We start from the raw sequence: 17,552 nt of genomic DNA, 5'->3' as shown, positions 1-17,552 counted from the left end.
TGAGCGATGGGTCGTTACCAATCCAAAAGTCGCGGGCCAAGGAGTGCGCCGATGGCGGTGGTGATTCCGATCGCCAATACGTACCAGATGCCCCAGAAGGGGACCGACATTTCAACGCCGTAAAGCGTATATACCAGTACGCCTTCTGCGCCAGCCAGCAACCCGACGCCGGCCCCTGCCAGCGCCAGATGGGGCGGGGCGAGTCCCTTCATGGATTTCATGGCCAGGCCCAGTGGCGGTAGCGAAAGAAGCACGATGTTCAGCGTGCTAACCCGCCACGTCGACCCCAGCATGAGTTGCAGGCGATAGCCGCGTGGTGTGAACAAGAGGATGATCGCGGCGGCCAGCCAGAGTGTGAGTATGGGCAGCAGGACCGTCATCCACGCTCGTTTTGTTGGAACACCCGGTTGTCCAAGTCGCTCTGCCAGTTTGAGTGCCGGCACGATGATGGCAAGAGGAAACATGAGTTTGAGCCAGAAGAGTGGTGTCGCCATCATGGCTGGCATATCTCCTCGTACGCCGTAAAGCGCAACAAGCACGATGGTGCTTGCTGTCAGGCCTTGTATGAGGGCTCGCCCAATGCGTTTTGCCACGGCATTGGGCTCAATGGGAACCAGATCGTCAGCCAGTCTGGAAACCAGGTCCCGCGTTTTCATGCGCATCTCCGCACGATGTCCACCATCCACCTAATGCGAATCTTCCCTGAGGATTTTCGGCTCAGGAAAGAGAAGGTCTATTGGGTTTGGTTCGGTCAATGGCCGACAAAGGTTACGGCGATGCTTCTTTAGAGAGTCAGACATTTGACACGAGCAGCTACGCAAACGAAGCCGTGCATTCTTCTTTCCGGGGCGTTGTAACCACGCCATCGAATTGTTCGAACTATCTCCCGAACCGGTTGGCAGATATCGCCTTTCACACTCAGTGTGACGAGAAGGAAGACTGCTGCTGTGTCACTGACATCTACTCTCAAGGGAATCAGTCCGATGAACAAGATCACGCTTTCCGCTACTGCGATCCTCATTGCCTCTTTGGCTTCCACCGCCTTCGCTCAGCCCCAGCCCTCCGACGACGGTGGTCAGAAGGTGGAGAAGTGCTACGGCGTAGCCTTGGCCGGCCAGAACGACTGCAAGGCGGGCGCCGGCACGACCTGCGCCGGCACGGCAGCGAAGGACTATCAGGGCAACGCTTGGAAAAACGTGCCGGCCGGAACCTGCGCGTCGATCAAGACCCCGAAAGGCCACGGTTCGCTGACCCCTATCTCATCCTGACTAAACGCTATCGGACCTGGTGCGGAGTGATCTTCGGATCCTCCGCACGTGATTTATCTCGCAAGGCCTATCCCGGAGTTCGACATGGAAATTGCAAGTGCCGTGACCTCAGGCGCACCGCGTGTTCGCGGACGGTTTGTAGTCTGGAACCAAGGTGCCGATCTTGCTTCACGCCTCATCAGCCACTCGCTATTGGCCTTGGTATGCCGCATATCGATTGCAGCCATCTTCTTCCTGTCCGGGCGAACCAAAGTCACGGGATTTCTGACGCTGAAGCCTGGCACGTACGAGTTGTTCCAGACGGATTATCGACTGCCTTTTGTTCGCCCGGAGATCGCCGCCCATGTGGCCGCCTACTCCGAACACTTCTTTCCGTTACTCCTGGTGCTCGGCCTCTTTACACGCGGTGCCGCACTGGCGCTGTTAGGGATGACCACCGTGATCGAAGTCTTCGTGTATCCCGATGCATGGCCGACGCATTTGTCGTGGGCGGGACTGATGCTCTACCTCATTGGGCGGGGCGGCGGGAAGTTGTCGCTCGACAAAGTATTTGGCATCAAGTAACGCGATCAAGGAGGTGCTTGTAACGACAAGCACCCAGGGGAAAGGAGTATGTTGGCGAAGTTAACGATACGGGCGTGGTTGCTATTGTTCCTTGGGTTGTTTTCCCTGGCGCTATGGTGGTCGGTAGCGCAAGCCTGGGCGGACGCGCGAGAAGCGACTCAGACAATAAGTGAGCTGGACCGTCTGTCCACCGCCGACATCGAACCGTTGCACGAGATACAGCGCTTGTTGCTCACGACGCTCGTGAGCATGGATAACGCTTACATCAATCTTCAGCGTGGCAACCAAATCGCGGCGACAAACTATACGCGTCGGGCGTCGGCGCTGCGTATGCAAGCCGATAAAATCTTCAAGTCCTGGAGCGCCAAGGTCTCCAGCGACGATGCGGCCGCTGATGAAGTTCATCGCATAAGCGATGCGTATACGAAGTACACGGACATCCTTGGCACCCGCGAGGAGGCGCTTTATGACGTCTCCTTGAATGATTATGTGGCCGCGACGAGCGGCGCAGAAAAGGCGGACTCTGCCTTTCAATCCACGTTGCGCGATGCCATCGAAGCGGCCAAGCAGCGTCGCGATGCCTTGAAAGCCCAATCGGATGCGCGTGCCGTTCGAAATGGCCATGTGGCTGCAGGCATGGCCGCGCTTTCGATTTTTCTCATGACCCTCTACTCGCAGCTCATCTACCGAATACTCCTGCGGCCTTTGCGCGAGGTGACTCACACCTTTCAGCGCATTGCGAAGGGAAACTTGAGCGTGACCATTGAGAATCGCGCGAAAAATGAAATCGGCTCGCTCTTTGCGGCACTGAACGTCATGCAGTCGGATCTCGTGCAAACCGTTGCCACGATCAGGCAGGGTACGAATGACGTCACGTACGGTATCCAGCACATTTCAAGCGACAATCGAAAACTATCCGGCCACACGCAGCAACAAGCGACATCGCTGCAACAAGCATCGACGACCTTGGGGCAGTTGGCCGCGGCAGTGCGTCAAAATGCATCGAATACACTTCAGGCTGACGCCTTGGCAAGCGAGGCGCGAGCGGATGCGATGCTTGGCAGTGAGAAAGTCTCTCAAGTCGCATCGACGATGGATGTTGTGTCGGAGAATGCCAACCGCATCGCTGATATCGTGAACATCATCGAAGGCATTGCATTTCAGACGAACATCCTCGCGCTCAATGCCGCAGTTGAAGCTGCGCGTGCCGGAGAACACGGCAAGGGCTTTGCTGTCGTGGCCACCGAGGTTCGCTCGTTGGCGTTGCGAAGCGCTCAATCAGCCAAGGAGATCAAGACGCTGATCGAAGCTTCGAGTGAGTCGGTCTTGTCGGGCGCGCACCAGGTGTTAGAGGCGAGCACCGCGATGAATCAGATCGTCAACTCCGTGGAACGCGTCACGGCTACGGTGAGGCGCATTGCGGTGGCCACGTCCGAGCAATCGGAGGCCATTGCGCACGTGAGTCAGGTTGTTGCCGACCTCGATAAAGCGACGCAGCAGAATGCTTCGCTTGTCCAGCGCACAGCAAGCGCCGCGGGGGCACTGGAAGGCGATGCTGGTCGACTGGTCAAGGCGGTCAGTGTCTTTCAGATTCATGGGGGCATGGACTCAGACCATGCTTCGAGAGAGCTTTCGGCCACGGCCGGTTAGCGAACGAGTCGATACAAGCCTGAAAGGGTGCGGAACGGAAGGTGGGGACAACAGCCCGCTACCAGCGCAACAACCGAGGCCCCAGTAATGCGCCAGTCGCGGCGACGATCATCACGCCGAGCACGTACCAGATGCTCCAGAAGGCAGGGCTCATTTCAGGACAGTGAAAACAATACGCTACGGTCGCGACGGTTCCCGCAAGCAGTCCTGAGACGGCACCCGCGAGTCGCAAACGCGTCGGTGCCAAGCGCGCCATGGCGTAGAAGATGGCGATAAAACCGGGGATGGAAAGCAACAGAATATTGAAAGGGCAGGATCGCCAAGTGTGTCCGAACACGGCAAGGGCCCGATCAGCCGGCACCGCCCCGTATACAACTGCGGTGCCCGCCGCCCACACACAGACCACTGGCAGGATCAGGAAGACCAAGCCCACACCGCCGACTGAGGCTCCAGGTCGGCCGAGTCGGCTGGTGGCGATCACCGCGCCCACGCTTAAGCTCAACGGGAAGGCGAGCTTTTCCCAAAAAATGGGGGTGGTGATAACGTTCGCGAGGTCAGGCCGAATGCCGAAGGCGATTGCCATCAGCACGAATGCTCCTGCCAGCGCGACCAGCAGCGATCCCGTCACGAGAATCGCGAGCGCGTCCTTCTTGACCGGTTCGATATCCGTGGACAGCAGTTCGACGAGGTCTTCGGTCCTCATAGCGCCTCCCGCATCCGCGCGGCGAGCGCTTTGATGCCGCGATGCACGTTTACCTTCACGGCGGACTCGGAAAGTCCCAACAACGTAGCTGTCTCAGCGATGGACATGCCCTGCAGTTTAACATGGAGGATGGACAGACGCTGTTTGTCGGGTAAGTAGTTAAGCAGCGTGCGTATGTCGCGGCGCGCATTTTCGGGCTCATCGTCCGACAACGAAAAGATTTCCTGATGATCGTCGATCGGATCATTCAGTGAATCGCGGCGCGCACGCGTGCGAAAGAAATCCATCAACTTGTACCGCGCTATCGCGTGAATCCAAGCGGTCAGCGGCTCTTCGGGTCGATAGGTGTGCCGCGCGTGGTGCACGGCTAGCAGTGTTTCCTGAATCAGATCTTCAATGTCTTCGCGCATCTTGGGTATGCGCTTGCGCAGGTAACCGCGCAGATAGCGCGTCAAGTCACTTAAAAAGAGCCGATAGCTGACGGCATCTCCGTCCAGGCTGCTGATGAACAATGCCTTTAATCGAGCTTCTTCCGAATACACCGTCGCACGCTCCATCACAATGCGGTGTGGTCTCGCACTGCTTCGGCAAGCGCTTCTTTGATACCGGCGAAACGAGCGTCGAGTGCCGCGGGATTGTCTCGGTTGAGTGCGATCATCTGCGAACGCGCTTCACCGCCCCGAATAATTTCCCATGCGTCATCGTCGATGCCCGCCGCGATGGCGTCCGCTACGTCGTGTGCCGATTCGCGTGTAAAGCCGAGCTCCGGACCGGCGTGCGACGTGCGCATCATGGGGGTGTCCGTCGCGCTCGGGTAAACCGTCAAGACATGGATGCCGTCTCCGGTCAGTTCTCGGCGCAAGGCTTCGCCAAAGCGGGCGAGGCCGGCCTTGGCGGCCGCGTACGTCGTATAGAAAGGCATCCCGATAAGCGCGATGCCCGAGGTCACATTGACGATGAGCCCCGGTGGGTTTGCCCGCAGATGGGGGAGTGCCAATCGCGTCAGAAGTATCGGGGCAACGAGATCCACCTCGATCATCGCGCGAATTTCAGCTTCCGTGGTGAGCTCGAGTTTTCCAGCGCGGACACCGCCGGCGTTATTGACCAACACATCAATGCCACCGAGTGCCTCAATAGCTCCGGCAACCGTGGCTTCTCGGCCCGCTTCGGTCGATACATCTGCGACAACGGATGAGCACTCCACGCCCATGTTCCTAAGGTTGGCAACCGCGGCCGCCATAGCGTCAGCACGTCGCGCCGTAATAACGAGTCGGGCGCCTTTATGTCCCAACGCCGCAGCGAGGGCGAATCCAATTCCGCTGGACCCGCCCGTGATGAGCACGCGTTTACCTTTGATATTCATGCTGGTGGCAGATGGCCGTTTTAGATCAATTGCTATAGAATAGCAAAGCATCCTATCAATTCAAGGCTCACCCAAGTCATTGAAGAGGCTCTATGGCCCGCCCGCGGGAATTCGACGAAACGGCCGTGCTCGATGCTGCGGCGCAGCAGTTCTGGATGTATGGCTATGAGGCCACCTCCGTTCGAGACCTGGCGCAAAGCATGGGGATTACTGGGGCGAGCCTCTACAACGCCTTTGGAGACAAGCGCTCCCTGTTTCGCCGTGCGCTTGCGCACTATGTCGAAACAAGCTTTGGCGACCGGGTAGGGCGTTTTGAGAGCAGTTTGCCCCCCAGGACCGCGATCGAAGCCTTTTTCCGGGAGATCATCGAACGCTCAATTCAGGATGAGGATCGAAAGGGGTGCCTGCTGGTCAACTCCGCGCTCGAGGTAGCGCCCCATGACCCCGATTTTCAGGCGACGATCGCGGAGGTGCTTGTCAAGGTTGAAGCGTTCTTTCGTCGCTGCGTGGAGGCAGGACAACGGACCGGCGAGATACCGACGACGCAGTCCGCGGAAGACTTGGCTCGACTCCTATTAGGAGTACATCTGGGCATACGAGTACTCGCCCGAACGCGCCCGGAACGAGCCTTATTGGAAGGGCTTGCACGTCCTGCACTGGATCTCCTCAAACCGTCTTAAATTGCGCATAATGTATACAGGTGACAGTAAAAGCGCTTGAGCGGATTCCGCGCCGTGGCCGTGTTTTGTGGCCATGATGATTAGGGCGATACTTGCAGCCGCCTGTGCAAGTCGAAGCCACACCTTTCGCGCTTCCGGCGTTCTCGCACGGTCGGCTTCGATCAGTGGAAGCCAGTGTGCAACGCTTTCGTTCGTTGCTTCGCACATGCGTTCTACGCTTTCCGCGTCGGGGTGCGCGTGACCTTTCCGCCAGTTGCTGACGGCTTGTTTCGATACGCGTAGCTTCGCGGCGATGTCCTTGTCGAAGGACACGGCGCATATTTCTGCGTACTTGTCAAGCAAATTATTTGTTGCGTTCATGGTCCAAGACCCCTTGACTGTGCAGTCCAAGGGTACTTTACTTTGCCTCGAGTCCAACAGCCTTGGACTAAACGGGGAATCCGATGCACGTAGCAGCGCCGCTCGCGGTCCAGTTTCGCCCTGATGGTTTCCCGTCCGGGTCGTTCGTTGCTTTCGCGCACGGCCTTCGCGTTTCTGACTATTTCTCCGCTTCCCCGAAGGAACCCTCGTCCACTGTGTATACGCAGTGGGCGAGGGCATTCCTTGAGGGGATTCGTCGCGCGCCGATGGTTGCGGGGGTGCGGCCGTGATTTTTCTTCCCCTCGCGTTGCTTCCGTTCGTCGTGTTGGTCAACAGCGTGTATCTCGATATTGCGTACGCGGTGTTGTGTGTCGCGTGCTTTTGCGTGTGCACAGACTGGTTGCGCAGGTGGCCGTGATGCCTGGGCGCGGCTGGTCGCTTCGTTATTTGGTTCAGCGCGTACTTGTCGGCGTGGCGATTGCGCTGGTTCTTTCTGCTGTTCGGCATTGGTTGCGTTCATGAGGCATACGCAGCCCATGACTGCCGACGAGGAGCGCATCGATGTGGCGCTTCGTAAGCAGCACCGTTCGCACGCTTCGCAGGATGAGGCGCTTACGCGTTTTCGGATGGCGCAGCGTTTTACGAACATGCGTACGGCGCAATTGGAGCGGGTGGCGGATTTGTTGGTGGGGGAGGGCGTTCGGTGATGTGTCAGTTCTCGGACATTCAGCGCTTCGTGCTTTGGGCGTGTGGTGAGGTCGCTGTCGTTTGTTTTGGGCCGGGCTTAGCAGGTTGGTTTGTGTGCGGCGTGGCGCTGCGTTGGTTTCGTCGTCGTCGGGGTGGTGTATGAGTTTCGTCTTTGCGTGCGTGCTCGTGCTCGCTGTTGTTCTCGGTCTACGCGACATAGTGCGCGGGTTGTGGCGCCTTGTGCTTCGCCTTGTTGATTTCGCGAGGCCGCAATGACTGGCGTTGTTCGTCACATGTCGGAGTCCGCTACGGATTTCGAGGGCCGCGTCGTCGATAGGCATCGTCATTTGTCGAAGGTTTCGGATGATCGCGTTTTGCGCGATGCCGGATCGGTATACGCAGAGGGCGTGGTTGCTGGGCTTTCCATTGCGCTCGCTGCTGTTCAGCGTCGAGAGCGCGTTTCGGATCATTTACGACGTTGGGAAGCGGCGTTAGTCGCGCGCTCGCTGGGGGATTCGTGATGCTTTGTGCGGACGATGTGGGGCGCGTGTTGCGGGCTGTTCGTGAGGCGTCCGTGCGCGTGTCGGATGCGCAGCCTGCGCTGTCGGGGGCTCTCGATGCGTGCGTGCTGATGCTCTTGGATGCCGCTAGCGAGGATGGCGTCGCGCTCGATGTTTCCGTCTTCGGCTTCGCAGAATTTGGGGTGGTTGATGATTGACGGTCTTGCGATGGATTTGTGTCCTGCGGACGTGCTCGGTCGTCGTCTTGGCCGCGCACCTTTTGCCGTTCGCGCATGGTCGAATCCTGCTGTGCGCGCTATGGCTTCGATTCGCGCTGCCAATGCTCGCGAGTACGTGGCGCAGCAGAACGCGATAGATGCCCCATTTCAGGACTTGGCTCGCGCTAAGTTTTTCGCGTCGGATTCCTGTGCTTTTGCCGCCGCGTGCGCCTCCGCGAGCGAAGCGAGCGGAGCCGCACGCGGCGGTGCTCTTACGAAACTTGACTCATCTAAAACAAACGACACGCACGCTCGTGAAGTGGTCGAGGTTGACGTGTTTGCTTCTCGCGTTCGTCGTTTGCAGAAGGCGGTGCAGAATTCGGCGCACATGCTCGACGCGGATGCGCATGTTGGTGATGTGTGGCAGCGGTGGCGTCGGTTGTTTGTGACGTTGACGTACGCGGATGTGAGTGGTTGGCGTCCTAATCACATCAATGCGTTCACAAAGTGCGTGCGTGAGTGGTTTCGACGTCGCGACTGTCGCTGTCGCATTGTGTGGGTGCTGGAAATGCAGAAGCGTGGCGCTGTGCACTATCACTGCATGATCTGGGTTCGTTCAAAGGACTATTTTCCTAACCCGCATGCACGCGGTTGGTGGCCGCACGGCTTCGCGCATGTCCTGTCGAGTAAGGTGCAGATTAATCGCCCGGTCGCGTACATGGCGAAGTATGCGAGCAAGTGCACAGTTGATCAGGCGATGTCGATTCCCAAAGGCGCGCGCATGCACGGCGTGTGTGGTTTGAAGCCCGAAGGCCGTAGGGTCATTCGGTTTTGGCGCGCTCCGTTGTTCGTGCGCGATGCGCTCGGCGGTGCAGCGGATATTCGCAAGGTGCCCGGTGGATACATGGACCGGTTTACCGGCGAGATGGTGATTTCACCGTGGCATGTCACGGTCCTGCCTTCTGGGCGGGTTTTCGCATGGCGGGATGTGCCCGCTCAATTGGAGATAGCAGCATGAGTAAAGATATGCAGATTGAAGTGTTGGGCCGTCCCCCGGAAGCGGCGACGTTCGAGGGTAACGGCACTGTTCGACATTACTTCAAGCAGTGGGCAACTCTCACGGTTGATGGTTTGCCCACGTCGTTCGAGTTTTCTACGGATGAGGTGCTTCCGGCTGGCCCGGCAGTGCTCGATCCCAGGTCGTTTTCTGTCGTGAATGGGCGCCTGCAGGTCACGCGGCCGCGTCTCGTCTCGTTGGTTGGTGCGGCGACCGCTGTGAAGCCGTCGTCGGCCGCCAAAGTCGCGTGATGTAGGGCAGGGAGGAATTCGTCGTGAGCGAGTGCGTAACGCTGAACAGTAATGGCACGTTGACGGATCAGGGTCCGGCTACATCTTCGTCGACGGGCTTGAATTGCGCGGGTTACGTGCTGGTTGATGGTGAGTCGTACGGCATGTTTCAGGCTGTGAATTCAGCGTTTGCTGCGCCGCAGCCCAGTGATGCCGTGTCGTGGTTCGTAGGGTGTTGGGGGACGGTGATGTTTTTTTATCTCGTCGCCTATCTCTGCGGGACTGTTGTGAATTTTTTCAACAAAAAATAGTGGCCCGTTGTGGCCGATTCAGAGAGAGGAAAGCGAACATGAAGATTCGCAATGTTGTGCAGAAGGTGGGTCTGGTGCTGGGCCTTGGTCTGGTGGCGGGTAGCGCGATGGCGCAGACGACCGGCAGTTTGTCGGCGTTGGCTAACGTGTTCTCCGGTCTGGACACGACCGATGTCATTTCGGCGCTGGTTGGTGCCGCTGCGATCAAGGTCGGCCCCGGCTTCGCGAAGTGGGCCGCCAACAAGGTGGCGTCGTTCTTCCGTTGATGGACCGGGCAGGGTGGCGGTTGCTGCCCTGCCTTTTTTCTTGGGGCGTTTATGGGTCCGTCTCCGTGTGGCTTAGGTGGTCCAAGCAATCCGTCCGGTCCTTGTACGGGCGCTTATGGCTCGTTGGCGAATTTGGTGGACGCTGTTGGCGCGCTTTCGTCGTCGCCAGTCACGCAAGCCATTGTTGGTGGCGCTTCCGTTTTGATCATCGTGTGTTTGGTCGCGGCTGCTGCGATGGGTATGTCTCGCTTTTTTAGTGAGAGGCGTGAGATGTCACCTGACGAGCGTGCTGCCGAACGGGTGAAGCGTTCTTATGAGCGGCGTCTTGCGCGGTACAAGCAGAGGCAGGCGGCGCGCGCTGCGATGCGTGATGACGAGGACAGCTCGGAAGACGATGCAGAGGATGATTCGCCTGACGATGAGGTCGAGGTGTAGGCCATGGTGATGGATCTTTTTTTCGGGTTCATGGGCGCGTTGTGCGCTTGGGCTGCTGTAAAGGGGTTTTCAGAATGAATACCTATCGCTCGCTGTTGTTTGCTGTTGTCGTGTTCTTTGTCGGCGCCCTGTTGTCGACATCGCCCGTGTATGCGTCTAGTACGGCAGCGCATGACTCGGATCCTGCTAACGCGCAGCTTTGGACCAATTGCGCTGCGCGTGATGCCAATGACGGTGGCACTGGTTATTGTGTATACGTCGGTCCCGGCTCGGGTGGTTGTAGTGCGAGTGACACGTATGGTTGTGCGTGTACCGGCGATGATCCTTATTATCCGAACAACAGTTTGTGCCTTAGTCTGTTGGGTGCGTATGACGGTCCGCCGACGTGTACCGCCGGTCAAACAGTTGCTAACGGCACGACATATAGCTACGCCTCTGGGAGTGGACAGGCGTCGTATAAAGGCTGTTGTCTCTCGTTGTTGCTCGGCGGTGCTAATTCTGGTGCAGAAGTTGAGACCGGCGCTTCGTGTTCGAACGCACCTAATACGGGCATAGTCAAGCCACCTTCTCAAACGGCTAATGCGAACGGTTCCACGACGTATTGCGATCAAAACTCGGGGCAGTGCGTGACGTATAACCCAAACGTGCAGGGTCCTGCGTCGTCGAGTTCGTCTAGCAATGTGACGTCTTCCACGACGAGCACGCCTGCGTCGTCTTCGTCGAGTACTAGCACGACAGCGGGTACCACATCGGGAAGTGGTTCGGGTGGTACGGGTTCTGGCGGTTCTGGCTCTTATACGTCGACCACAAATACGACGACGACTGATCCTGCGTCCGCTAGCTCTACCAGTTGCACGACTGGCGTGTGTGATGTCGGCAACGCGGATGGTCAGATAGGTTCCTTGTATACGCCGAGTACGGATACGCCGTCTAGCGTCTATGCGTCGTTTTCGTCGTCGGTGCAGAATGCGCCGATCGTTTCAGCCACAACCGGATTTTTCAATGTAACCGCGTCGGGTAGTTGTCCTACATGGACGCTTCCTGCGAGTAAGTACTACGGCACGTTGACCTTCGATTTCTATTGTGGGTCTGCGTTGGAGTCGGCCATGGTGTCGGCGGGTTATATCGTATTGGCGACGGCTGCGTATGCTGCGTTTCGGATCGCTATCTATTAGTGCGGTGGTTGCGTTTTTCGGGCTGCTGATTTTCCTGTCGGCGATTTTTCCGCGCCTTTCTTACGCGCAGACGGTTATTCCGGGCGTTACGTGTTCGAGCGTGAATGGTGTGTACGTTTGTACGCAGCAGGGTACAGGCGGTCAGGCTTGTGTTTCCGATGCGGGCACGGGCGTGTCTTTGGTCTGCGAAAACATGGTCACGGGTGGGACGAGTTCTTCGGGTACAACGGCTATGGGTACTGGTCTCGGTAACTCCAATCAGGGGCCTGCGTCGAGTCCGGGTACTGGCTGGTTGAGTAAGTTGACGTGGTGGATTGCGTACGCCATTCAAACGGTTTTCGTTGCGATTATTTCTTTTTTGAAGGATCTCGTGACGTACGTCTTAGGCGTCATTTTGAGCCTAGTATCGGCGGCGATTTCTGCGATAGGCACGCCTTCGTGGATTAGCAATTACTCGTTGTCCAGTGTTTTTGGTCAGGCGGGTGCTGTGGTCGCTTACTTGTTGGGTGAGTTGCAGGTTCCAACTGGTTTGGGACTGATCGGCGCCGGGTATGCGTTTCGTTTGGGACGGAAGTTTGCAACTCTCTTTCAGTGGTGATTTATGCTTGTTTTTAATGAAGGCGTTCCTCGCTCTGGTAAGTCGTACGATGCGGTGCGTACGCATGTGTTGCCTGCGTTGGCCGCTGGTCGTCGGGTGTTTGCGCGGATTAATGGGCTGAATTGTGATGCGATTGCGGAGCATCTGCGGTTGCCTGTGGATCGCGTCGCGGATCTGCTTGTCGATGTACCGACTGGTCAGGTTCGTAAGTTGTTTGTTGCTGATCAGGACGAACATGGTACGTGGTGTATCGCGGACGAGCTAAAGGACGCGCTGTTTGTCATCGATGAGGCTCACGAGTTCTACGTGGCGTCTCGTAATGCGATTGATCCTTGTGTAGAACAATTCTTTGCGTTGTGCGGTCAGAACGGCATGGATGGCGTTCTGATGTCGCAGTGGTATCGCCGCTTGCATTCGTCGGTGCGTGCGCGTGTGGAGCGTAAAAACGTTTTCCAGAAGATGACGGCTGTGGGTGTTACGGGTCGTTACGTGTTGAAGCAATATCATGCGACGGAACCGGATCGTTTTGAGTTGGTCGACACGAAGACCTTGTCTTATGACAAGGCCATTTTTCCGCTGTACGCTGGTTACGCGGCGGGTGCGGATAATACGGCCGTATATACGGCTGGTGGCTCTACCGTGTGGCGATCGGTGGGTAAGTGGGCGTGGATCGTCGTTCCTTTGCTTTTTGTCGGCGTGCATATGTTCATGTCGCTTTTGAGCGATCACGGCAAGGGCTTAGTGAAACCGCAGAGTCATGGTTCTGTGGCGCCTACGTTGTCTGCGCCGAAGTCTGATGTTCACTCGGGGTCGCAGGTGCCGTCGCCTCCTGTCGTGAAGTTGGCATACGACCTTAAGGACATGCCTGTTGAGGTTAGTTATGTGTTTGATCTGTGCAATAAGGCCCGTGCACGCCTTGCGGGTGTTGTGACAGGCGGCACGTTGGGTGATTTCGGTGTCGTCGAGTGGCAGAAAGATCAGGGCGGCGTTATCGAGCGCCTTACGTTTGCGCAGTTGCGTGACCTTGGCGTAACGGTCCAGGTGCATGTGTACGGCGTGAAGTTGCTCTGGAAGGATCGCGCTGTCGTCGTTACGCCTTGGCCGCTTCCCGAGGATAAGGGGGAGGGTGGTTCGCAATTGATGGCGGAGTCGGCGTCTCCTGCGGTTGTGCAGGCTGCTCCCCAGTCTGGTGGTGCTTCGGAGCCCGATTCCTCGTCGCGGTGGAAGGATCGGGCGACGGCTAAGGAATATGAGCCGCCTGAACTCGCTAAGCGGCCTGATTACGAACCGCATATGCTTGGCGGAGGTTCTTGATGGTTCCACGCCGAACCGCTTTTGTAGCGGTTCCTTTGCGAGTTTGCAGCAGCCGCGTCGAGCGCCGTATCCTGTCGATCGACGGGCTTACGTAAGCCTTACAGGGGTATGGCATGGATCGTCGGCGTCGGGGTGGTCGTCTGCCTGATTGGGTGTATTACGCTTTTGCCGCGGCGATTACGTTGCTGACGATCCCGATGTATCGGGTTCTTTTGCACCCGTACGTTTCGGTGCCTTCGTCTTCCGGCGTCGTGCCTGGCGCTTCTGCTGAGCCGGTGTATGTTCGCCGTGTGGTGCCGGAGAGTTCGGCTGAGGTTCGTAAGCCTTTGCTGCCGGGTGAGCTGTGTGAGGGTGGCTACGTGATTCTGAAGAGCGGGAATTCGTATACACAAGGAATGGACCGTACCGGTCGACCTTCACGGTGCTCCGGTGGTTATCTGATTGAACAGCCGTAAGCCAGCGCACGAACGCGGCAGTGTTGTGTGGTGCCATGTGGCTTTGCCGGTGTGTCTGACCCGGTGGGATGAGTCGGTTTCCGCGCATGCGCCAACCTGTCCATGGACCTTGGGAGTCGTGCCAACATTCGCTTTGACCATGTAGTAACGCTGCGATCTCGTGCAGCGTTACGGTGCTTCCTGATGGTGTCGTGAACTGCTGTAGTTCGTCGTCGTAGAGCCAGTTTAGGCGCTTGTGCTTAGTGGCCACTGGCGCGTTCCGTGCGATCGGGCGAGTAGCAAGGCAATTGCCGTGCCAATGATGGCGATGTCCGCGAAATTGCGCATAATGTATATTATGTCAAATTGGATCAGGGCTCTAAAATCGGCTGGAAGTCGGTATTTTTAATTGTTGTCCCCTATTTAAAGATCGCGCCGGTGGTTGATTCCAAAAGATTTCCCGGTCTCCATGGACAACATCTGTAGAAAGTCTGCATCGGCACCCGCCGCGTTTTGCCGTGCCGGCTTATCGAACACGCAATACATAGCGACCTGGTGCTTGCTGAGTGGTGGTCGGTCATGGCCACCGTGATAGCTCAAAAGTCCTCTTTCCAACCCATCGTCCAGATCGTATTGCCTTACCGGGTTGAATCCGGCAAGAAATTCATCGCGACCCCATTGACGCAATAGCGCAACCCCGTCGGCGGAGGACCATCTGGAAACACGTGCCCAAGGTGGCCGCCGCACTGACTGCAATGAACTTCGGTGCGCACCATGCCATGGCTGGTATCCGTGGTGGTCTCGACCGAACCCGGTTCCGGCTCATTGAAACTTGGCCACCCTGTTCCACTTTCAAACTTCGTTTTTGCAACGAACAACGGCTGGTCACACCCTGCGCATAAGAACGTGCCCTTGCGCTTTTCATAGAGCAGCGCGCAGGTGCCCGCCCGTTCTGTCGCGTGGCCGCGGAGAACATCGTACTGTTCAGGGGTGAGGATTTGCCGCCACTCGTCGTCTGTGTGAGTGACTTCGAAGGTGTGAGAAGAGCGACCATCCAAACGTGTTGTCATAGGTGCAGCTCCAAGGAAAGGTACCGATGATTTCGCTGGTGGCCCATGTCGGGTTACGCGAATGAACAAGCTCCGCGTCCGCACCTGTTCCCGAGGATCTGGGCGATAACGTCGCACGTGCGATCTGTCAGCGCGCTAGTCCTCGAACCCCGGAATGATCACTGTGCCAATGCACCGATACCCATCCTCCATGCCAGGGTCGATGTGGTGCTGGCCAACCGCATACCTTTTCGATGGCATAGCGCTTCCCATCCAGGCGTTCGTGCGAGGCTGTCAATTGGGGTTCCCACATGCTGCGCCAGAGGCCATCCAACGATCGTGTGTAGTCCGTTGGACAACATCCGCTTGTGGTGCACGGGCGTTCAATGGTTTTGCCACCGCCAATTCTACCGGTTCGTCGCCGCGCGGAGTGCTTCGCAATCCTGAAGTAGTTTGTTTCGGACACGACCTCTCAGACCGCAACCCGGAACCCTTCAGGTCCCGGGTTGCATTGTAGAGAGGAGCTCGGCGCGTGTTGGCTACACTGGCGTAGTCAGACAGCTCACGCAACCAGGTCAAGATCTACTTCAAGCCAGCGGCTTGCTCAATCACATCGGCCACTGCATCGGGATGCGAAAGCATGGGAACGTGACTGGAAGGAATGGTCGACGTGGTTGCATGGATCTTGGTTGCCATGCTTTTTTCAAGATCCGGTTGAATCGCCCGATCCTTGGAAGCAACGATGTACCAGGAAGGTTTGCTGTGCCACGCCGCGCTGGTTACGTTGCCACCCAGTGACTTTGCATTGGTGGGTGCCTGTGCGGCATACAAGATGGCCTTGTCGGATACACTCAAGTCTTGGGCGAAGCTCTCGTAGATGCCCGCCTTAGTGAGCTTGAGGAACCCTTGGCTATCCGGCTTAACCTCAGCGGCCAACGGAGGGGGCGCCATGGTCGCTCCCAAAGAACCTGCAGACTGACCATCGTCCGGAGCGAATGCGGCGACATAGACCAAACCCGTTACTTTAGGATCGTTGCCGGCTTCCGTTATGACAGCCCCACCATAGGAGTGTCCCACCAAAAGGACCGGACCATCCTCCAGGGCAATAGCTCGCTTGACGGTCGCGGCGTCGTCGGCCAGGGATGTGAGCGGAAGTTGTACGGCCACAACGTTCATGCCTTTTGCGTTGAGTAGAGGAATGATCTTCGACCAACTTGAACCATCCGCCCACGCGCCGTGCACGAGAATGACATTCTTCACCTGCGATGGTGCTGCGGAAGCGGCCTCTGCGGACGAACTGTTCATAGTCAGGGATACGCTCGATAGACAGATAAGGGACGTGGCGACAAGCGAGCGCCACGAGATTCTTTGCTTGGTTTTCATAATGGATTCTTCCTTCGCCCAAATGAAGATGGAGTTGCCGGTAGGGCAAAGGAAATAGAGCATGGTGGGATAGTCGCCTCTTTCGAAAAACGGACTCGAATTTCAAAAACCGACCGAAAACCCACGTATACGTCTTGTCGGGATCAAGCGTCACATTATTCCGAGGGACTATCGATCCAGGGTGCGAAGGAGCGACGCCAGCGTCCAGGGCTCATCTTCGTGCACTGCTTGAATGCGGCGTTGAAGTGAGACTGGCTGGAGAATCCGCATTCCAAGGCGATATGTGCCATTGAGTGGTCTGACTCAACGAGCAAAAACTTCGCTTTGTTGACGCGGCGGGCGAGCAACCATTGATGAGGCGAAACGCCGGTTGATCGCCGGAAGCTTCTGGCGAAATGGGTCACGGACAACTTGCATTCCAGCGCCAGCTCCGCGAGGGAGATGTCCATGCGCTCATCCATCATTTCCTTCGCACGCAGCTCCTGCCACCGGGCCAGGCCGGACGAATAGCGACGAGCGGCGGCGCTGGCATTTCCATAGTTTCCCAGCGTGTGTGCGCACACGGCACTCAGAATTTCGTCCAGCAACAATCCACTGGCAATGTGCTGTTCCCTGAGTGCGACCAAGGCCGCTTGACACAGAAATCGCATCACCGGATCGTCCCGGCCGACCATTGGACCATGGATCAACTCCGAGATTGGCGAAGTCCCGTTCTGTTCGGAGAATGCATTGAGCGTCGCGAGTGGAATGCGGAAGTGGAGCGAGTGCGTCGATTCACGCACCATCGCTCTGGGGTCGAGCCGCAGGTCATGAATATAGGTCATGCCTGCGACAGCAGGTTCTACAGGTATGGACCGACCGTTCAACCAGTATTCGTGGCCCACAATGCTGGCGAGTTGGACATCGACGAGAAAAGCTTCATCGCAGCCCAGTGATCCGCTTGGTTCCGCCATGGGACGATCGAGTTTCAATTCCGACAGCGAAATCGTCCCCCGCTCCAGCTTGCGTTCGGCGCGCAAGTCAGGCTCGGGTACGCCAAAGCAACCTGCAAGATGCTTCCCGAAAGCTGTATCGCCCGATTCAGCTTGTAACCCACCGACTTGTCTACGGGGGTAGCCGCTTCCGCCTTCTTTCATAAATGCCCTCCTGGTCGCCATCTTCCCGCCATGCTGACCACTTTGGGAAGCGCGGCCACCGATAGGCACCCATGGCAGCAATGGGTCGGGAGCTGCTGCTCCCCTACCCCCGATAACAATCCCTTATCACCATCGGCCGTGCTTAGATGTGCGATTGAACCGCCTGAGCGC

The 17,552-nt window shown here is 57.4% G+C and carries 21 protein-coding genes; 13 read left to right on the top strand and 8 right to left on the bottom strand.

All coding sequences use genetic code 11. The features are described from left to right. Positions 1–14: 14 nt before the first annotated feature. Positions 15–662: a DUF1109 domain-containing protein gene (locus tag DWU99_RS02355; protein WP_199535675.1), complete on the bottom strand. Its 648-nt coding sequence runs from the start codon at positions 660–662 to the stop codon at positions 15–17. Positions 663–983: 321 nt separating this feature from the next. Between DWU99_RS02355 and DWU99_RS02350 the strand changes: the two genes are divergently transcribed. Genes DWU99_RS02350 through DWU99_RS02340 form a run of 3 tightly spaced genes read left to right on the top strand, consistent with a single transcriptional unit; the run spans position 984 to position 3,482 of the window. Further along, on the top strand, positions 984–1,268 hold the full coding sequence (locus DWU99_RS02350; RefSeq protein WP_115476382.1) for a BufA1 family periplasmic bufferin-type metallophore: 285 nt from the start codon (positions 984–986) through the stop codon (positions 1,266–1,268). Between the two features lie 48 nt (positions 1,269–1,316). After that, positions 1,317–1,832: a DoxX family protein gene (locus DWU99_RS02345; protein WP_199535674.1), complete on the top strand. Its 516-nt coding sequence runs from the start codon at positions 1,317–1,319 to the stop codon at positions 1,830–1,832. A 48-nt stretch (positions 1,833–1,880) separates the two neighbouring features. Beyond that, positions 1,881–3,482: a methyl-accepting chemotaxis protein gene (locus tag DWU99_RS02340; RefSeq protein WP_115476380.1), complete on the top strand. Its 1,602-nt coding sequence runs from the start codon at positions 1,881–1,883 to the stop codon at positions 3,480–3,482. A 58-nt stretch (positions 3,483–3,540) separates the two neighbouring features. Here the strand turns inward: DWU99_RS02340 and DWU99_RS02335 are convergent, their stop codons facing one another. Genes DWU99_RS02335 through DWU99_RS02325 form a run of 3 tightly spaced genes read right to left on the bottom strand, consistent with a single transcriptional unit; the run spans position 3,541 to position 5,548 of the window. Continuing rightward, positions 3,541–4,185, bottom strand: a complete 645-nt coding sequence (locus DWU99_RS02335) for a DUF1109 domain-containing protein (RefSeq protein ID WP_115476379.1) — start codon at positions 4,183–4,185, stop codon at positions 3,541–3,543. Next, on the bottom strand, positions 4,182–4,727 hold the full coding sequence (locus DWU99_RS02330) for a sigma-70 family RNA polymerase sigma factor (RefSeq protein ID WP_199535673.1): 546 nt from the start codon (positions 4,725–4,727) through the stop codon (positions 4,182–4,184). Before DWU99_RS02330 ends, DWU99_RS02335 begins: the two co-directional genes overlap by 4 nt. 14 nt (positions 4,728–4,741) lie before the next feature. Next, complete coding sequence (locus DWU99_RS02325) at positions 4,742–5,548, bottom strand: SDR family NAD(P)-dependent oxidoreductase (RefSeq protein ID WP_115476377.1); 807 nt, start codon at positions 5,546–5,548, stop codon at positions 4,742–4,744. Positions 5,549–5,640: 92 nt separating this feature from the next. Here DWU99_RS02325 and DWU99_RS02320 point away from each other — a divergent pair, with 92 nt between their 5' ends. Continuing rightward, complete coding sequence (locus tag DWU99_RS02320) at positions 5,641–6,228, top strand: TetR/AcrR family transcriptional regulator (RefSeq protein WP_115476376.1); 588 nt, start codon at positions 5,641–5,643, stop codon at positions 6,226–6,228. Here the strand turns inward: DWU99_RS02320 and DWU99_RS20950 are convergent. Beyond that, positions 6,178–6,588 (bottom strand): DUF3693 domain-containing protein, encoded by a 411-nt coding sequence (locus DWU99_RS20950; RefSeq protein ID WP_158543215.1) that lies wholly within the window; start codon positions 6,586–6,588, stop codon positions 6,178–6,180. The two genes, DWU99_RS02320 and DWU99_RS20950, sit on opposite strands and share 51 nt — an antisense overlap. A 536-nt stretch (positions 6,589–7,124) precedes the next feature. Between DWU99_RS20950 and DWU99_RS20945 the strand changes: the two genes are divergently transcribed. From DWU99_RS20945 to DWU99_RS20760, 9 genes are all read left to right on the top strand, one after another. Then, complete coding sequence (locus tag DWU99_RS20945) at positions 7,125–7,295, top strand: hypothetical protein (RefSeq protein WP_158543214.1); 171 nt, start codon at positions 7,125–7,127, stop codon at positions 7,293–7,295. A gap of 500 nt (positions 7,296–7,795) precedes the next feature. Next, positions 7,796–7,993, top strand: coding sequence for a hypothetical protein (locus DWU99_RS02310; protein ID WP_115476374.1), 198 nt, complete (start codon positions 7,796–7,798; stop codon positions 7,991–7,993). Beyond that, positions 7,986–9,011 carry a rolling circle replication-associated protein gene (locus DWU99_RS02305; RefSeq protein WP_115476373.1) on the top strand — a complete coding sequence of 342 codons (1,026 nt, stop codon included), beginning with the start codon at positions 7,986–7,988 and terminating at the stop codon, positions 9,009–9,011. The genes DWU99_RS02310 and DWU99_RS02305 overlap by 8 nt, the downstream gene beginning before the upstream one ends. A gap of 8 nt (positions 9,012–9,019) precedes the next feature. Beyond that, positions 9,020–9,301 (top strand): hypothetical protein, encoded by a 282-nt coding sequence (locus DWU99_RS02300; protein WP_158543213.1) that lies wholly within the window; start codon positions 9,020–9,022, stop codon positions 9,299–9,301. A 328-nt stretch (positions 9,302–9,629) separates the two neighbouring features. Continuing rightward, positions 9,630–9,857: a hypothetical protein gene (locus DWU99_RS21145; RefSeq protein ID WP_233510825.1), complete on the top strand. Its 228-nt coding sequence runs from the start codon at positions 9,630–9,632 to the stop codon at positions 9,855–9,857. Between the two features lie 135 nt (positions 9,858–9,992). Then, positions 9,993–10,292, top strand: a complete 300-nt coding sequence (locus DWU99_RS02285; RefSeq protein ID WP_115476370.1) for a hypothetical protein — start codon at positions 9,993–9,995, stop codon at positions 10,290–10,292. A 1,146-nt stretch (positions 10,293–11,438) separates the two neighbouring features. Next, positions 11,439–12,065, top strand: coding sequence for a hypothetical protein (locus DWU99_RS02280; RefSeq protein WP_115476369.1), 627 nt, complete (start codon positions 11,439–11,441; stop codon positions 12,063–12,065). Positions 12,066–12,068: 3 nt separating this feature from the next. Continuing rightward, entirely contained in the window at positions 12,069–13,379 is a 1,311-nt protein-coding gene (locus DWU99_RS02275) for a zonular occludens toxin domain-containing protein (protein WP_115476368.1), read from the top strand. A gap of 113 nt (positions 13,380–13,492) precedes the next feature. Further along, positions 13,493–13,834: a hypothetical protein gene (locus tag DWU99_RS20760; protein ID WP_147292876.1), complete on the top strand. Its 342-nt coding sequence runs from the start codon at positions 13,493–13,495 to the stop codon at positions 13,832–13,834. Between the two features lie 617 nt (positions 13,835–14,451). Here the strand turns inward: DWU99_RS20760 and msrB are convergent. The 3 genes from msrB to DWU99_RS02260 all read right to left on the bottom strand — a co-directional run bounded on the left by msrB (position 14,452) and on the right by DWU99_RS02260 (position 17,381). Then, positions 14,452–14,883 carry a peptide-methionine (R)-S-oxide reductase MsrB gene (msrB, locus tag DWU99_RS02270; protein ID WP_115476367.1) on the bottom strand — a complete coding sequence of 144 codons (432 nt, stop codon included), beginning with the start codon at positions 14,881–14,883 and terminating at the stop codon, positions 14,452–14,454. Between the two features lie 561 nt (positions 14,884–15,444). Continuing rightward, positions 15,445–16,245 (bottom strand): alpha/beta hydrolase, encoded by an 801-nt coding sequence (locus DWU99_RS02265; protein WP_115477146.1) that lies wholly within the window; start codon positions 16,243–16,245, stop codon positions 15,445–15,447. 155 nt (positions 16,246–16,400) lie between these two features. Beyond that, on the bottom strand, positions 16,401–17,381 hold the full coding sequence (locus tag DWU99_RS02260) for a helix-turn-helix domain-containing protein (protein WP_158543212.1): 981 nt from the start codon (positions 17,379–17,381) through the stop codon (positions 16,401–16,403). Between the last annotated feature and the right edge of the window lie 171 nt (positions 17,382–17,552).

It is taken from the genome of Dyella psychrodurans (assembly GCF_003363265.1).
In the GTDB taxonomy this organism is placed as follows: domain Bacteria; phylum Pseudomonadota; class Gammaproteobacteria; order Xanthomonadales; family Rhodanobacteraceae; genus Dyella_B; species Dyella_B psychrodurans.
Note: the sequence above shows the minus strand (reverse complement) of the source record. Positions and strands in the feature narration are given on the sequence as shown.

What these genes read in the sequence shown, in the direction of transcription:
- DWU99_RS02355 (WP_199535675.1), bottom strand. Translation starts at nt 662, where the DNA reads ATGCGCATGAAAACGCGGGACCTGGTTTCCAGACTGGCTGACGATCTG.
- DWU99_RS02350 (WP_115476382.1), top strand. Translation starts at nt 984, where the DNA reads ATGAACAAGATCACGCTTTCCGCTACTGCGATCCTCATTGCCTCTTTG.
- DWU99_RS02340 (WP_115476380.1), top strand. Translation starts at nt 1,881, where the DNA reads ATGTTGGCGAAGTTAACGATACGGGCGTGGTTGCTATTGTTCCTTGGG.
- DWU99_RS02335 (WP_115476379.1), bottom strand. Translation starts at nt 4,185, where the DNA reads ATGAGGACCGAAGACCTCGTCGAACTGCTGTCCACGGATATCGAACCG.
- DWU99_RS02325 (WP_115476377.1), bottom strand. Translation starts at nt 5,548, where the DNA reads ATGAATATCAAAGGTAAACGCGTGCTCATCACGGGCGGGTCCAGCGGA.
- DWU99_RS02320 (WP_115476376.1), top strand. Translation starts at nt 5,641, where the DNA reads ATGGCCCGCCCGCGGGAATTCGACGAAACGGCCGTGCTCGATGCTGCG.
- DWU99_RS20950 (WP_158543215.1), bottom strand. Translation starts at nt 6,588, where the DNA reads ATGAACGCAACAAATAATTTGCTTGACAAGTACGCAGAAATATGCGCC.
- DWU99_RS20945 (WP_158543214.1), top strand. Translation starts at nt 7,125, where the DNA reads ATGACTGCCGACGAGGAGCGCATCGATGTGGCGCTTCGTAAGCAGCAC.
- DWU99_RS02310 (WP_115476374.1), top strand. Translation starts at nt 7,796, where the DNA reads ATGCTTTGTGCGGACGATGTGGGGCGCGTGTTGCGGGCTGTTCGTGAG.
- DWU99_RS02305 (WP_115476373.1), top strand. Translation starts at nt 7,986, where the DNA reads ATGATTGACGGTCTTGCGATGGATTTGTGTCCTGCGGACGTGCTCGGT.
- DWU99_RS02300 (WP_158543213.1), top strand. Translation starts at nt 9,020, where the DNA reads ATGCAGATTGAAGTGTTGGGCCGTCCCCCGGAAGCGGCGACGTTCGAG.
- DWU99_RS21145 (WP_233510825.1), top strand. Translation starts at nt 9,630, where the DNA reads ATGAAGATTCGCAATGTTGTGCAGAAGGTGGGTCTGGTGCTGGGCCTT.
- DWU99_RS02280 (WP_115476369.1), top strand. Translation starts at nt 11,439, where the DNA reads ATGCTGCGTTTCGGATCGCTATCTATTAGTGCGGTGGTTGCGTTTTTC.
- DWU99_RS02275 (WP_115476368.1), top strand. Translation starts at nt 12,069, where the DNA reads ATGCTTGTTTTTAATGAAGGCGTTCCTCGCTCTGGTAAGTCGTACGAT.
- DWU99_RS20760 (WP_147292876.1), top strand. Translation starts at nt 13,493, where the DNA reads ATGGATCGTCGGCGTCGGGGTGGTCGTCTGCCTGATTGGGTGTATTAC.
- msrB (WP_115476367.1), bottom strand. Translation starts at nt 14,883, where the DNA reads ATGACAACACGTTTGGATGGTCGCTCTTCTCACACCTTCGAAGTCACT.
- DWU99_RS02265 (WP_115477146.1), bottom strand. Translation starts at nt 16,245, where the DNA reads ATGAAAACCAAGCAAAGAATCTCGTGGCGCTCGCTTGTCGCCACGTCC.
- DWU99_RS02260 (WP_158543212.1), bottom strand. Translation starts at nt 17,381, where the DNA reads ATGAAAGAAGGCGGAAGCGGCTACCCCCGTAGACAAGTCGGTGGGTTA.